The sequence below is a fragment of the Allobaculum sp. JKK-2023 genome (assembly GCF_034745455.1).
Taxonomy (GTDB): Bacteria; Bacillota_I; Bacilli_A; order Erysipelotrichales; family Erysipelotrichaceae; genus Allobaculum.
This window is the reverse complement of the sequence record NZ_JAYERV010000003.1, coordinates 2,733,951-2,747,861: the sequence shown is the minus strand read 5'-3', so window position 1 is coordinate 2,747,861 and position 13,911 is coordinate 2,733,951. Positions and strand designations below refer to the sequence as shown.

Sequence of the window (13,911 nt, the reverse complement as noted above, 5' to 3'; positions counted from 1 at the left end):
CTATGACTGGTTTTGTGTGAAAAAGCGCAAGATCTCGGGCTGCTTTCTGAAAGGGCTTTACGCAAGTTAAATTTGCAACAGATTTTCACAATCACTTCTTGGACGCAGCCTGTTTCCCTCTGGCCAGATCGGCAGGAAAATCCGGGTTATTTGCGTTCGAGAACCGGGGTGCGGCCGGCGCTGACAAGATCACCATCGAGCACACGCACATCCTCGGGTCTGCGCAGATTGGTAATCACCATGCACACGGTCTGATCGACATTCAGACTGTCGAGATACTTGCGATTGATCCGAATGAGAGGGGTTCCGGCTCGCACGCGGGTTCCTTCAAGAGCAAGTGTTTCAAATCCGCGCTCACGATACATTCCGGCATTAAAGCCGACATGAATCAGAATCATATCGCCGTTTTCGGTTTCCAGGCCAACGGATTGTTTTCCGTATGGAACCATGGCCACCGTCGCACTGCAGGGGGCGACAATCAGATCATCCTCCGGGACGATCGCCACCCCTTCTCCATACATTTTTGAAGCGAATACCGGATCGGCTACCGCACTCAGCGGCATCAGTTTGCCGTTGGTACAGGCGGTCAGCCGCTTTTCCAGTCCGCGTTTTTCCTTTCTTTTATAATTAGGCTTCATTTTTTATTCCTTTTAAATACGTATCCATCCAGTTGGTGATCTCTTCGAGGCGGCGCTCTCGATGAACCGGCTTGCCCGAACGTGAGAGTTCATGCGTTTCCTTATGGAAAAGCACCATCTTGGTATCTACCCCATTCTGGATCAGACCATTGAGCATCTGATAGCCCTGCTCAATCGGGCAGCGGTAGTCTTCGTCACTGTGGATGAATAACGTTGGTGTCTTCACGGTTGAAATGGTCCGCATTGGGGAATGCCACCAGAGTTTTTCTGGATTTTCCAGACCGCATGCCTGCTGGTCAACGACAAATTCTGGTCCGATGTCGCTGGTTCCCCAGAAAGAAAGCCAGTTGGAAATCGAGCGCTGGCTGGCCGCTGCTTTAAAGCGGTCTGTATGGGTGATGATCCAGTTGGTCATGAATCCGCCATAGCTTCCCCCGGTCACGCCTACCCGTTTTGGATCAATCTGTGGAACCTGTCCAAGAACGGTATCGGTAAACTTCATCAAATCCTCATAATCATCGGTTCCATATTTACCGCGCAGGTCAGCATACTCATTGCCCTGTCCATCCGATCCAAACGGATTGCAGAAGAAGACGAAGTAGCCATGCGATGCCCACACCTGCATTTCGTGGTAAAAAATTGTTCCATAGACCGTTTTCGGTCCGCCGTGGATATCAAGAATAGCTGGGTATTTCTTGTCAGGATCAAAATCTTTTGGATAGAGCACCCAGCCAAGCTGGCTGGAATTCTGGCTGCCGGTATAGAAAATTGGTTTAGCCTGGGCAATGTATTTATCTTTGAGTTCGGGATGGAAATCCGAAACCTGGCTGACTTCGCCATTTTCCATCTTATATAGCTCCTGCAGCTCACCTGGTCTAGCGCCGATAAAGTAAAGTACGCCCTTGGCAAAACCAAAACTGTGAATGGTTCCCGGCCATTCGAGAATCTGGTGGAGTGCATCGCCATCGATATCAAACAGGTTGTTGTGGTCGACAATCGTGCTCGTAAAGCAAAGACGGTTTTTATCCATGCAAGTCGCATTGCCACCGAGCAGGGCGCAATCGGTGCCGACCGTATTGCCAAGACATTCATGCCAGTCCGCAATCAGATCGATCTTCTTGTCAGCCAGTGAGAAGGCGTACAGTTTCGGATTGGAGTTCAGGCCGATCTGCTTACCGTCACTTGCAAAGAATAAAAGCCTGTTTTCATCCGCATCCAGGTTGAACAGATCCATATGAGTATTGATCAGATGGGTGCGGGTTTTTGCGATTGGATCATATTCATATAAAGACATGGTAAAGAACGACTGTCTGGCCCCTTTATCTTCATTGGCCGCAAAGTAGATTTTGCCATCTTTTACGGTAAAGACATCGGGTCTGAGATCTTTGGTGATGGGATCCGACAGCGTTTTGGTCTTGCGCTCATACAGGTAGTAATGAGTCCGCTTGCCGGCAATAAAGCCCTGACCATTCATGTAATAGGGTGATTCGGCCAGCACTTCATAATCTTCGGCATGCGGATGTTTATCTTCTGGTTCCTGTTCAATGGATAAGAGCATCAGATCCGGATTGATGAAATCGAGAATCTGCACGCCTGGCTGATCGATCACTTCGGCCACAATGGCTTCTCCACCCTTTAAAGGCAGGCGCCAGAAGGCGGTTTTCTTTTCGTCCTCTTTGAGCGGCAGCGTAAACCATAACGTTTTCTTGTCTTCAAACGTATAGGACGATACATTTTTGCGATCCGTCAGCTGCGTGATCTTTCCATCTTTACAGAGCATCAGATCATACTCGTAATTGTTATTGGCTTCATTGGCTTTGGCTTTGACAAAGACAACATTTCTGCCTTTGGTTTTCAGCCCGCCATAAAAGGTAAAGGAATAGAGATCCTTAATTTCTATTGGGTTCATCCCATGTTTCTCCTTTTCAAAATATGCAAAAGGTATCTGCAAAAATAGACGTTTCCTGCCTGATCACAAAGAAGGATCCATGTCTCTTCTTTCGTTTTTTCATTCGAATCTGTTCCTTCTTGGAATCCATCTGTTCGTATATCCCTGGATTCAGTCCCTTCATCTCCTCCATCCCCGCCAGTTTCAAACCGGGCAGCCGCGCATGGCTGCAAAATTGATGCAGATTCTCTTTCAAATTCGGTCTGCTGCCATCCGCAAGAATCCGATTCCTTGAAAATTCCTGTCAGGAACAAAAAGGATGGGCAGGCAGAAAAACAATATTCCCTCATAGTCTACAACAGTTTGTGATTAAATGGTTTCGGTTTTTCCAGGCCGCCCCAGAGTTCGGTAAAAAACCAGCCATTCTGGATTTAAAATGTATCCTTGATCAGCCAGCATTGAACCAGACTGTACTTTCTGATGTCTTTCAGCCCCTCTTTTCCAGGTAAAAACAAACCAGACATAGAAAAAGGAGAGCGTGAGCCCTCCTTATCAATTGTTATTCGAATGGTCTGAATGATTCAGCGTGCGATCTTACGCTTTGTTAGCGGAACCAAGGAAGTTGGTTACATAGTCTTCAACCAGAGCCTGGATTGCATCAGTTCCTGGTTTGAGCAGTTTTCTTGGATCCCATCCTTTGTTGGCGAGATCTTTGCCATCTTCTACATATTTACGTGTAGCAGCAGCGAAAACGAGCTGGCATTCTGTGTTGATGTTTACTTTGGAAACACCAAGAACGATAGCTTCTTTTACCATTTCCTGTGGGATACCGGATCCGCCATGGAGAACGAGTGGTTTACCATCAGTAATTTTCTGGATTTCGCCGAGAACTTCGAAGTTCAGGCCTTTCCAGTCTGCTGGATATTTACCGTGGATGTTACCGATACCAGCTGCTAAGAAGTCAACGCCGAGGTCAGCTACAGCTTTGCATTCTTTTGGATCAGCAACTTCACCAGAAGAGATAACGCCGTCTTCTTCACCGCCGATACCACCAACTTCACATTCGATGGAGATACCTTTAGAGTGAGCGAGTTCGATCAGTTCTTTGGATTTTTCGATGTTTTCTTCGATTGGATAATGAGATCCGTCGAACATAACAGATGTGAATCCAGCTTCGATGGCCTTTTTAGCGCCTTCGTAGGAACCATGGTCAAGGTGGATTGCTACTGGTACTGTGATGTTATAGAAATCCATGATGTTTTTTACCATGTCAACGGCATTCTTATAACCGCACATATATTTTGCTGCACCTTCGGAAACGCCGAGGATTACAGGGGACTGTTTCGCTTCACAGCCAAGCAGAATGGCTTTGATCCATTCCATGTTGTTGATGTTGAAGGCACCGATCGCATAGTGGCCTTCATGAGCTTTGTTAATCATTTCTGTCGCAGATACTAACATGACTCGAAAATCCTCCTTTATTCAACGATACTAGTTTATCCCAACCCCGCCTGAAATTAAAGACAGATTCTTCTTGCCTTTCGTTCATAAAACATTTGATTTTATTCATCAATCCATGCATGAAAGATTATTTTATATCGCTATTTGTTTGTCTTTGGTATCTGATGATCAAATTATCTGTCCCTGTTGTTCTCAGGCAAAACAAGCCCTGTTTTTTCCCAGGACGTTCCCCAAACTGGCCCGTTAGAATTCCTGAGACAATTTTCCCTTAATCTTCCGCAGTTTCGCGTTTTTATCTTGTTGTCAATTTTCCGTTTTTCCTCTGTCCAGGCCATTTTATCTTTGTTCAGACCCTCCCGAAGCTGTCCTGGCTGCAGAGAATTTCCATCTTGCATCCGCCCAGAAAAATCAATATTTTCCTGTGCGCTCCCGGCATTAATATGCGAACAATTTCACAATTAGCCTTTTGTGAAAATCCTTTTCTTTCTAAAGACACCGCTGTCAAAACGCTTTCAATCTTACATTCCTGATTCTTAGCGTCATATTTTTTAAAACAAAATCATTAAATCATCAAACGGTAATAAAAGCGATCCTTTTCAAGTAGGATGAAGACACCTTCAACAAAAGCAATTTCTTCTTTAAAGACGAAAATGCCATTGGCAGCTCGACAGTTTTTGAAAAACCAGTCCGGCCTGCAAAAACAAAATAGACAAACGATTGGAAGGAGCCAAAATGAAAATTCTTTTATGTGAGGATGAGCCGATTTTAAGAAGACAGATCTGCCGATCTTTGAACCAGCAGGGCTGGCAGACTGAGTCCTGTGCGAGCTGTGAAGAGTTGTATGAAGCCATGGACGGAACGACAGACTTGCTTTTACTGGATGTGCATCTGCCGGATGGATGTGTCTATCCAACGGTTGCCATGCTTAAAAAAAGCTTCTCTGTTCCGGTTATCTTTTTTAGCAACGATACCCAAGAAGATCTTGTTTTGCGTGGATACGATCTCGATTGTGTCACCTTCATGCCAAAACCGCTTCAGCCACGCATTCTGACTGCGGCCCTCAGCGCGTTTGCAAGACGAAACGGTCTTTGTGATGAAAACATCGAACATGCGGGCTGGACCTGGAACCAACAGGAACAGAAACTGACTTTTTCTTGCGAAGATGCCTCTTTTCCGGACAATCCAGAAATCTCGTTTCAGCCCAGTACAGCCAAAATCTTTCTGGTCCTGTTTCGAAATTTTGGCCGAACTATCTCGAAAGAAATGCTGATCAGCTGTATATCCACCCAAAGCACTGAGGCTTCATTGCGGGTCCGGCTTGTTGAACTGCGCAAAAAACTTCCAGATGCATTTGAACTTGAGAGTGTGCGCGGGACTGGCTATCGGCTGCGCCTCAAAGAGGGAATATGGTGAAAAAAGCCAGCAGAAACAATAGAAGGAACAATAGAAGGAACAATAGAAGAAACGGAAAAATCAGTAAGAACAGAAACAACACCATCCGATGGACTCTGATCGGGGTATTGAGCTTTCTTGGTCTCAGTCCAGTCCTTACGCTTGTCTTCTCTGCGCTCTGGATGATTGGCAGCCTGCCAGCCGATCAGGTGATGACCATCCTGCGAAAGCCCGCCAGTCTGCTCTCCAACTGGCAGTTGTGGATGACATCCGGATATGGTCTTCTGGGTTTTCGGTATCTTGTTTCTCTGATGATTCATGATCCGATTCTCATGGGCGTGATCTTTCTTTGTTTTATTGCGGCGGTTGGCGGCCTTGTTCTGGTCTGCAAGTTTTTCTGGCGCCTGAATCTTGAAAAGAATCAGCTTTGCATCAGACTGGAAAATTCGTCTTTACAGACAGAACGGCGCGCAAAAAAAACCAGACTGGCTGCCGATCCAGTTTCAAGTAGCAGCAAGGCCAAAACAAAAACCTCCAATTTGCCAAGCTCAGCCAGGGTGCATGAGGCTTCAGGCACAGCCCAGCCATCCATTCAGATCCAGGCCTGCCAGGAGCAATTCCCTCTTCTTGGTATCGACGCTTCGCTTCGAAAAAAAGAAGAAGACGATCTGAGCCTGGCTGGCCGGCTCATGCAAGAAAAGCAGGAGGCCCGTCAACAGTATGAAAACATTCTTCACCAGGCCTCTTCAAAATTATCCGCCCTGTATTTTCTGTTCGATGACTTAGCCGGACAAGAGCAGCTCATGCAGATTCCTGAACTCGCTGCAAATCTGAAGGACTGCGAAACTGTTCTTGATGAATGCACTGCTCTGCTAAAAAGCGAACTTCATCATTCTGTTTATGCCAGATTCCATCTGGACCAGGAGATCCTGATTTGCCTGCATGAAAAACGCTCAGAAATCAGACGAAAGCATCTCAGAGTCAGCCTGCATCTTGATCCCGTTTCCATCAGCGGCAATTCTCTTTGGCTCAAGCAGGTTTTTGAAACTCTGTTCGCGAATGCAATCGATTTCTGCAAGCCTGAAGGCAGTCTTCGAATCACCTCCCGGCTTAACAGCAGCCAGATTCAAATTCAGTTTGAAAATACGCTGGACGACAAGATGGCTTCCAGCGTGTTTTCTGGAAACCTGGCCGCGCCTGAAGCCTTCAGACGCTATCAGACCCAACGAACAGGCCACTTTGGAATTGGTCATGATCTTGTACGCAAAGTCCTGAAAGCGCACCAGGGCCATCTCGAAACCAGAGTGGACAAAGGCACCTTTCAGGCGACTGTCCTGCTGCCGCGTTCAGAGCTTGATCAGTACAGTCGGTAATGCTGCGGTAACAAAAGAAACCTACAGTAATAGGCAGGAGGTGAGTCAGGAATGGAAGCTTGTATTGAAGTCGAACATCTGTCTAAGACCTATGGAAGCGGCCGGACAGAGCGCACAGTGCTGGAAGACTGCAGTTTTTGTGTGGAGAGAGGAAAACTGACTGCCCTGGTCGGAAAAAGCGGCTGTGGGAAAACCACGCTCCTGCGAATTCTTGGTGGACTGCTGGCAGCTGACCAGGGCATCGTAAAAATAGACGACGAAGAAATCCAGAACAAAACCGATGCAGAACTCTCCGATTATCGAGCCCAAAAAACGGGCTTTATTTTCCAGAACTTTGAACTGCTGCCAGATTATACTGCCCAGGAAAACATCTACTTTGTCAGCGATCTGCAAGGAGTGCCGCGAAAGCCCAACTGGTATTCGCAGCTGATAGAAGCCTTAAATCTGAAAGGACTGGAGAATCAGTTTCCAGCAGAGCTTTCTGGCGGCGAACAACAGCGGGTGGCGATTGCCCGCGCCCTGTATCACCAGCCGGCCATTGTGTTTGCGGACGAACCGACTGGCAATCTGGATACTCGAAGCGCGGATGAAGTTTTCTGGCTGCTCAAAGACTGTGCCGATCGGTTCTGTCAGACCATTTTAATGGTCACCCATGATTTAGGACTGGCAAAACAGGCGGATAGCGTACTGGTTATCGAAGATGGAAAGGTGTTCCCTTATGAGGGATAAAACAAACCCAAAAATTCCCAGACGTTCACGGGGATTTTTTTCGGGAAATCCTCGACTGGTCGACCGTCTGCGCATCAGTTTCTGGACTGGCGCTCTGCTGGCACTTTTTGCCATCAGCATCCAAAGCTATACATCCAATAAAGCCCAACAGCTGGCTGACCAAAGCTATGGGATCTGGGAAACGGGCGTTTTTCAGATTTCTTCTGAGCAGGCGGAAAAAATTCTGGAAAATCCAATGATTGAAACGATCGGAACGCAATCTCTTGCCGGTCAGGTTGTTTGCCCACAGCCAGACTCGCCCGACAAGCAAGAAGCAGCCAGTAATGAGCCGGACGAAGGCATAAGTTTTACCGGACACCAAAGCTATGGAACAATCGGCTATGCAGATGATGCCTTTTTTAATCTTGCCTGTCTGCGCTTAAAATATGGAGATCTTCCATTGCAGGCTGGCGAAATCGCTGTCGAGGCCGAAGCCCTGGATTCACTGGGAATTTCCTATGAACTCGGTCAGCCCATCGAACTTCTGGTCCAGACTGAAGAAGGCAACGTGGAAAAACAGTCCTTTCAATTGTGCGGCATTCTTGAAAACTATTCCCGCTTCTGGAATGGCGATGGCAGCACCCTTCGCTTCTTTTGTGCAAGTTTGGAAAACGGCGGGCCTTTTGAAAGCACACCCGTTGAAAATGTCTTTTTTAAGGCGAAACCTGGCTATTCCAAGGTCTGGAAAACACTAGATATCGAACCCGAGCACATTTATCTGAACGACAATCGAGAGATGTCGAAGGATCCGCTTTCCGCTGAAAACCTGCCTTTCACCACATTGATGGCTGGCATGGTCTTCATTTTCTTTCTGTTTCTTGTCGAGTCCATGGCGCTCTGGATTTATCAGCATCGGAATGAAATCCGGCTGATGCGGGTTTTCGGAATCCGTAAATCCCGGCTTTGTCTGGATTTGCTTACGCTTTGCGCAAAGGCTGCCTGGCTTCCCGGTCTGGTCTTTCTGATCAGCCTTTGGCTGATCAAGGCTCCCATCTGGGTCAGTCAGCTGCTGGTCGTCCTGAGTCTTCTGTTTTGTCCTTGTGGACTTGGAATTCTGGCCATTTATACCGGCTCGATCTGCCAGTACCAGCCAAAGCCTGCTGCCAGACGCATACACCATTCCAGACGCCTAAAAAATCAGCCCATCAGTGAAAAAACAGTCCGTCAGCGGATGGCTTGTTATCTGATCTCAAATTATCTGACAATGATTGGAATCATTCTTGCCATTCAAGTGATCTGGATTTTTGGGGCGGGTATGCTTGCCAATGAACTCATCGTACTCAACAACCTGAACAGCTTTCCAGACTACTCAATTCAGAGCATTCTGGTTCCGGAAAAGCGTTTCTTTCTTGAAGAAACCGAAGAACATCCAGCAATCTCATTCCTGTTTCAGTATCAGGAACCAGTCCCTCAGGAAATGAAAGACCAGATCCTGAAGAATGGGAATCTGGAGAATGTCTATTATTACGGCTGGACGATGAATAACGAAGTCGCCTGGCCTGATCTCGAACAATCCCTGATCTACTCCACCCAGCCATCGGACTTCGGTTTGCCTGATGTCCCTGGCCCCCTATCTCTCAATTCCCGGGGGGAATGGCGCTTTTATCCACGAATCTACTACTACTCTCAACCAGAAATGATTCAAAGCCTGCAGGAGCAGGTTTTTGAAGGCACTGTACACTGGGACAACTGGCTGCAAGGCAAAGAAGCAATTCTCTCTTTGCCACCTGTACATGAAACACAGCCTGGTGTCCTGAATGCCGTTCAGGATGGGGCTGATCAAGGGAAAATTGAGACGACAATCAAACCAGGAACGATCCTGCAAATTACGAATCGAGAAGGACAGACAGAACAGATACCGGTAAGCGGAATTATTAGGCAGCCAAAAGAATCCGTCATCCCCCTGGAACTGCCCGCCTATTCCATCCATCTGGCTGTCCCGCTGCTCAACGTTGTCAATGCTGATCTGAAATCTCAGGAAAACCAGCTTTCTGTAGAGTTGGAGTTAAGCAGACTCGGTTCTGCCGATGGAATTGAATTCAGGAATTATGCTTCAGAACATATGGTAAGCCTTCAAAAAATAAAGATGCGTATTCTGGTAATTGTCTGTTTATGCCTCGCAGCTTTAACGACAGGAGTGTTTATTCTGATCTTAAATGAGAACAAACAGCGCGAAAAAGAAACGAACTACCTGCATCGGCTTAAGCTTGCAGGATTAGATCAGAACAAAGTAGATGCTTTGGCCCGCTTCCTTCATCGTAAGCTCTATCTGTTCCTGTTTTCAGCCTTTATGGCCATCTTGCTGATGACTGTTCTGCTCATTTGTGTCACTTCAGCTTCGCATATTCATGAACGTGTCAACGTCTTGCTTTGGACAACCGGTATCCTCGGAATTCTGGTTGCTTTCTTCCTATGGGGTATTCGAAAAAACACGTTCCGTCCAGATTAAATGGAAATATCTTCCATGAATGGTTACACTCGATTGAAACTTCAAAAGATTCATATTCTCACCCCAACTCAGTAACACTTCAGTAATGAAGAAACAGTAAAAATAGAATCAAGAAAGGATATCTTTACTGAAACGAAGAAAGGATATCCTTACTGAAACGAAGAAAGGATATCCTTACTGAAACGAAGAAAGGATATCCTTACTGAAACGAAGAAAGGATATCCTTACTGAAACGAAGAAAGGATATCCTTACTGAAACGAAGAAAGGATATCCTTACTGAAAGGAGAACAATATGAAAAGATCCAGAATTGCGCTCTTGGCTGTCGCATCGCTTCTGGTGTTAAACCCAGCCAGTTCGATCAGTTGCGCTGTAAAAGCGGCTGCAGCTCCTGTGCAAATGACTCCCCGCCTTTGGGGAACAATCACGAGTGACTGGTTATCTCCACTTTCTGGCAGTGGTGTTAAAGTGAAACTAACTTTTGATCATGAACTCGCTACAAATCGGATTATTGCAATTAGGGGAATTGCTGCAATCAATGTAGGAGCAACAAATGCTTGGATTGCCAATGCCCCTCTGACAAGCACATCTACATCTGTTGTTGTGACGGTAGGCTATACTTACTCGGGTATCACCTACTTTGAACAGTATTATCTGGCTCCATAAAGCGTTATTTTTCACAAACTCCACTGAGCAATCGATAATCCTTGCGAAGGGTTTTTGTCGGATCCATCAATTCAACCTCTTTACTATAGAAAAATGCTGAGATGACTGTGAATCTGCTCACAGCCATCTCAGCATTTTGTGCAGTTCTCGTGGGCACGAAACAAAACCATTTATCATGACGTGGTTTCTTTGTCCTTTTCAATTCTGGTTGAAAGCAGGGGCTTTTCTTCTTGAATTTCCACGCAGTTCGATTGGCCTGGCCAGCGTGCGCACCCGGTCCATAAACCGTTTGGCGGCTACCGAACTCGCTACTGAACGGTCAATGAGATAACGGGTCTCGAGTTCCTGGAAAGCTATGTTGCTCGCAAAATACGTCTTGCGTTTATTGTTCATCCGCTCATCAAGGATAGGAAAGAGAATCTCATCCCGCGTCCAGGGAGTGGCTGCTTCACTGCCAAAATCATCCAGAAAGAGCACATCCGCATAGCGCAGCCTTGAAAGCGTCAGGCGGCGGTATTCATCGTCGTTGAGGTTTTCCTTGAGTTCTGAAATGAGCAGCGGTACTCGTACATAGGCGACTTTTCTGCCTTGTTTGGCATGCTCATTGGCCAGCGTCATCAACAGCGTCGATTTTCCGGTTCCCGGCTGCCCATAAAACAGACAGCCTGACTCTGTGTTGACTGACGATACCGCCTGACTGTAAGCGAGCAGGTATTCGCGCGACTCCTTATCGAGTGTGCGGGAAAGCAGATCAAAACTCAGGAGGTAGTCTTTGCCCTGCATGTGACTGACCGTAAAATTCGCCCGATGAGCCATCTGGGAATCCTGCACTTTTTTAAACTTACAGGGCACATAGACTTCACTGACAAAGCCCTGACTATCCACTTCCAGATCCGTGCGTACGCCGCGAATTCTACTGGTGCAGTAATTGAGTCCCTTGCAGTCTTTACAGGTTCTTCCCTGCTTTTGCCAGCGGCCAAACAGGCTGGAATTCTTTTCAAGAACACTTTTATCAAGCTTATGTTTGGTCAGAAAACTTTGGACATTTGGGTCTTTTTCCAACCGTTCAATCAGATTGTCCCGATACTGACGGGCACTTGCGTCTAAATCAAATTTCAGATCAACCGGTTCCATGAATCCGCCTCCCTTCTTATTCTGATTTCTGTTATTGTTATCGTTTTTATCGTTATCGTTTCAGGTTTTGTGCTTATTTTTCAAATCTGATGGCTCGAAAACTCAGTTACTCAAACCAGAGTGGCTCAGAGTTCTGATCGTCAGTCTTTGACGGATCGGCCGGCTGATCTGGCAGATCCAGGGAATCCAGCCCATCCAGACTTGCAGGGGTATCCGAATCAGAACTGCCACTTCCCAGCACTTGTTTCTGTAAAGCGAGAATGGCTTCCACTTCTTCCTTAGTTCCCTTTTCTGTCGGGATAATATCATACCAGCCTGGCAGATTGGCTTCGACGGGCGGTTCTGCCTTAGAACTTTTCCTGGAAGAAATCGCGTTTTTCGTCCGGCTGAAATATTCCAGAGCCTGGTCTCTGGTTTCCACATGGGCGCGCGCCATGTTATTGGCCAGCGTACGGACATACTTTTCAACCAGTGACCCCTGACATTGCTCCATAGAATACTCCACGATCGTATTGATCAGTTCATTGGAGAACTCATGAGTTTTGGCCAGTGATAAAAGCAGCGAACGTTCCTTGGGAAGAACTTTGGCATTGCCTGGCTGATGAGCTTTAAGAAAGGAAACGGGGGATTGCGAATAGTCATCAGGTTTTCCTTCAACGACTTTGGTTGTTGTACCAAGATCATTGATCAGGGCATCAAAGTCAATCCAGGTCCGTTTGTCACGCAGATGGCGGATGACCAGTCGACGCATCGTTTCTTCATCAACCCCATATACATTGGCCAGATAGGCAATCCGGTTGAGATTGGCCTTGGTTCGAAGCCGGGATGGCAGGGTTCGGTGCATATTCCGAAAGAAAACATCCCAGTCGAAATCGTATTCCCGGCTGCTGCTCCAGTCCATATTTGCGCTTCCAAGGTCTTCTTCTTTCTGGACGGTCCAGTTCTGTTCAAAGTGACTCAGGTCAAGAATCTGGGTTACTTCAATGAGTTCCTCTTCCGGTTCTTTGACCGGCTGCACTTCAAAAATGGACTGCAGCTGTCTGACCCCCTCGCGTTCCACACTCTGGTAGAGAAGCCGGCGCAAAACTTCATCTGATAAAAAGTCCTGAGCCGATTTGGTTGGGCACAAAACAATGCGGACCAGTTCTTTTTGCTGATTTTGAAAACTGCGCAGCAGATCAAATTTCTCCAGCCGGACACGATTGGTGGTCAGCGAAGTTCGGGTGGCCTGTAAAAGCGTGATCAGCTGTTCTTCTTCAATGGTCGTCTGGGCGTTGCGGTTAGTCATAGCCAGACTGGTGAGCGTTTCATATAAAAGAACAGCTTCATTGCCCACCAATGGCTTATACAAGAGGCAGAGAATAGCCAGCCAGTTTTGCGGCTGATCACTTGGCAGCCGGATTTCAATGGGCATTGGCATCCTTCTCCATCAGTTTGTCGAGATGCTGGTTAATCTGTCTGCGCAGCTCTTCTGGTGTGTTGTCATTGAATAAAACCACATCCGAAAGCTTTGCTTTTCTTTCTGGCTCCATCTGCAAAGCCAGCCGGCGCTTCGCCTCCTGGCAGGGAATATTGCGCCCTTCCTGGAGGCGCTTCAAGGCGGTTTCCCGATCGCAGCAGACTGTCCACACCTGATCGAAATGGTTCTGGAGGCTGCATTCAAAAAGAAGAGGAACTTCTACCGCGCAAAGCCCCTGCTGGCTTTCAATCCATTGATCCATGGCTTCAATAATCAGCGGCTGTAACAGGCCTTCAATTGTTTTGCGCAGCGAAGGATCTTCAAAAAGAACATCCGCCAGTTTCTGTCTGTCCATCTGCCCGTTTTGGTCGACATACAACAGACCTGCCTTTTCTAATGCCTGCCAGCCTGGTTTGCCTGGCTGTTGGAGGCTGGCATTAATCGCATCACAGTCAATGGCTGGAATTCTTTCTTTGAGAATCGAGGCAGCCATGCTTTTTCCCGATCCCATTGTCCCGGTAATCCCGATGACCGTCTGTCTGGATTCGGGAGTCTGGACTCTTCTGTATGGATTCACCTGCACCACTTCCCTTTCTGTCTATCTATTTCTGTCTATCTTTCTTCTGACTCATTTCTTCAGTCGCTGCTTTCTTCTGAAGACTTCTGTTTTCAGATCTTGTTCTG

General features: G+C 47.0%; 11 protein-coding genes. 5 read left to right on the top strand and 6 right to left on the bottom strand.

The features are described 5' to 3' along the window. Positions 1-146 precede the first annotated feature (146 nt). The 3 genes from U4956_RS11175 to fba all read right to left on the bottom strand — a co-directional run bounded on the left by U4956_RS11175 (position 147) and on the right by fba (position 3,987). Positions 147-638 (bottom strand): PTS glucose transporter subunit IIA, encoded by a 492-nt coding sequence (locus tag U4956_RS11175; RefSeq protein ID WP_323090773.1) that lies wholly within the window; start codon positions 636-638, stop codon positions 147-149. Next, a complete protein-coding gene (locus tag U4956_RS11170; protein ID WP_323090772.1) occupies positions 628-2,547 on the bottom strand; it encodes a S9 family peptidase in 1,920 nt (639 codons plus the stop codon). The genes U4956_RS11175 and U4956_RS11170 overlap by 11 nt, the downstream gene beginning before the upstream one ends. Positions 2,548-3,120: 573 nt before the next feature. Then, entirely contained in the window at positions 3,121-3,987 is an 867-nt protein-coding gene (fba, locus tag U4956_RS11165; protein WP_323090770.1) for a class II fructose-1,6-bisphosphate aldolase, read from the bottom strand. Between the two features lie 732 nt (positions 3,988-4,719). Between fba and U4956_RS11160 the strand changes: the two genes are divergently transcribed. The 5 genes from U4956_RS11160 (at position 4,720) to U4956_RS11140 (ending at position 10,634) form a co-directional block, all read left to right on the top strand. After that, a complete protein-coding gene (locus U4956_RS11160; RefSeq protein ID WP_323090769.1) occupies positions 4,720-5,400 on the top strand; it encodes a response regulator transcription factor in 681 nt (226 codons plus the stop codon). Beyond that, positions 5,394-6,752 carry a HAMP domain-containing sensor histidine kinase gene (locus tag U4956_RS11155; RefSeq protein ID WP_323090766.1) on the top strand — a complete coding sequence of 453 codons (1,359 nt, stop codon included), beginning with the start codon at positions 5,394-5,396 and terminating at the stop codon, positions 6,750-6,752. Before U4956_RS11160 ends, U4956_RS11155 begins: the two co-directional genes overlap by 7 nt. A 51-nt stretch (positions 6,753-6,803) precedes the next feature. Then, on the top strand, positions 6,804-7,481 hold the full coding sequence (locus U4956_RS11150; protein WP_323090765.1) for an ABC transporter ATP-binding protein: 678 nt from the start codon (positions 6,804-6,806) through the stop codon (positions 7,479-7,481). Further along, on the top strand, positions 7,471-9,969 hold the full coding sequence (locus U4956_RS11145) for a hypothetical protein (RefSeq protein ID WP_323090763.1): 2,499 nt from the start codon (positions 7,471-7,473) through the stop codon (positions 9,967-9,969). Before U4956_RS11150 ends, U4956_RS11145 begins: the two co-directional genes overlap by 11 nt. 293 nt (positions 9,970-10,262) lie before the next feature. Beyond that, positions 10,263-10,634: a hypothetical protein gene (locus tag U4956_RS11140; RefSeq protein ID WP_323090762.1), complete on the top strand. Its 372-nt coding sequence runs from the start codon at positions 10,263-10,265 to the stop codon at positions 10,632-10,634. Between the two features lie 198 nt (positions 10,635-10,832). On the opposite strand, the gene U4956_RS11135 is transcribed toward U4956_RS11140, so the two are convergent. The 3 genes from U4956_RS11135 to coaE form a co-directional block, all read right to left on the bottom strand. Then, the gene (locus U4956_RS11135; protein ID WP_323090761.1) at positions 10,833-11,768 is read right to left on the bottom strand and encodes an ATP-binding protein; all 936 of its coding nucleotides are present in this window, start codon (positions 11,766-11,768) and stop codon (positions 10,833-10,835) included. A 106-nt stretch (positions 11,769-11,874) separates the two neighbouring features. Continuing rightward, the gene (locus tag U4956_RS11130; protein ID WP_323090759.1) at positions 11,875-13,182 is read right to left on the bottom strand and encodes a DnaD domain protein; all 1,308 of its coding nucleotides are present in this window, start codon (positions 13,180-13,182) and stop codon (positions 11,875-11,877) included. Further along, positions 13,172-13,804, bottom strand: a complete 633-nt coding sequence (gene coaE, locus U4956_RS11125) for a dephospho-CoA kinase (RefSeq protein ID WP_323090758.1) — start codon at positions 13,802-13,804, stop codon at positions 13,172-13,174. Before coaE ends, U4956_RS11130 begins: the two co-directional genes overlap by 11 nt. Positions 13,805-13,911: the final 107 nt, after the last annotated feature.

Bases quoted from the DNA above. Each gene is read 5' to 3' on its own strand.
- U4956_RS11175 (WP_323090773.1), bottom strand. From the start codon at position 638: ATGAAGCCTAATTATAAAAGAAAGGAAAAACGCGGACTGGAAAAGCGG.
- U4956_RS11170 (WP_323090772.1), bottom strand. From the start codon at position 2,547: ATGAACCCAATAGAAATTAAGGATCTCTATTCCTTTACCTTTTATGGC.
- fba (WP_323090770.1), bottom strand. From the start codon at position 3,987: ATGTTAGTATCTGCGACAGAAATGATTAACAAAGCTCATGAAGGCCAC.
- U4956_RS11160 (WP_323090769.1), top strand. From the start codon at position 4,720: ATGAAAATTCTTTTATGTGAGGATGAGCCGATTTTAAGAAGACAGATC.
- U4956_RS11155 (WP_323090766.1), top strand. From the start codon at position 5,394: ATGGTGAAAAAAGCCAGCAGAAACAATAGAAGGAACAATAGAAGGAAC.
- U4956_RS11150 (WP_323090765.1), top strand. From the start codon at position 6,804: ATGGAAGCTTGTATTGAAGTCGAACATCTGTCTAAGACCTATGGAAGC.
- U4956_RS11145 (WP_323090763.1), top strand. From the start codon at position 7,471: ATGAGGGATAAAACAAACCCAAAAATTCCCAGACGTTCACGGGGATTT.
- U4956_RS11140 (WP_323090762.1), top strand. From the start codon at position 10,263: ATGAAAAGATCCAGAATTGCGCTCTTGGCTGTCGCATCGCTTCTGGTG.
- U4956_RS11135 (WP_323090761.1), bottom strand. From the start codon at position 11,768: ATGGAACCGGTTGATCTGAAATTTGATTTAGACGCAAGTGCCCGTCAG.
- U4956_RS11130 (WP_323090759.1), bottom strand. From the start codon at position 13,182: ATGCCCATTGAAATCCGGCTGCCAAGTGATCAGCCGCAAAACTGGCTG.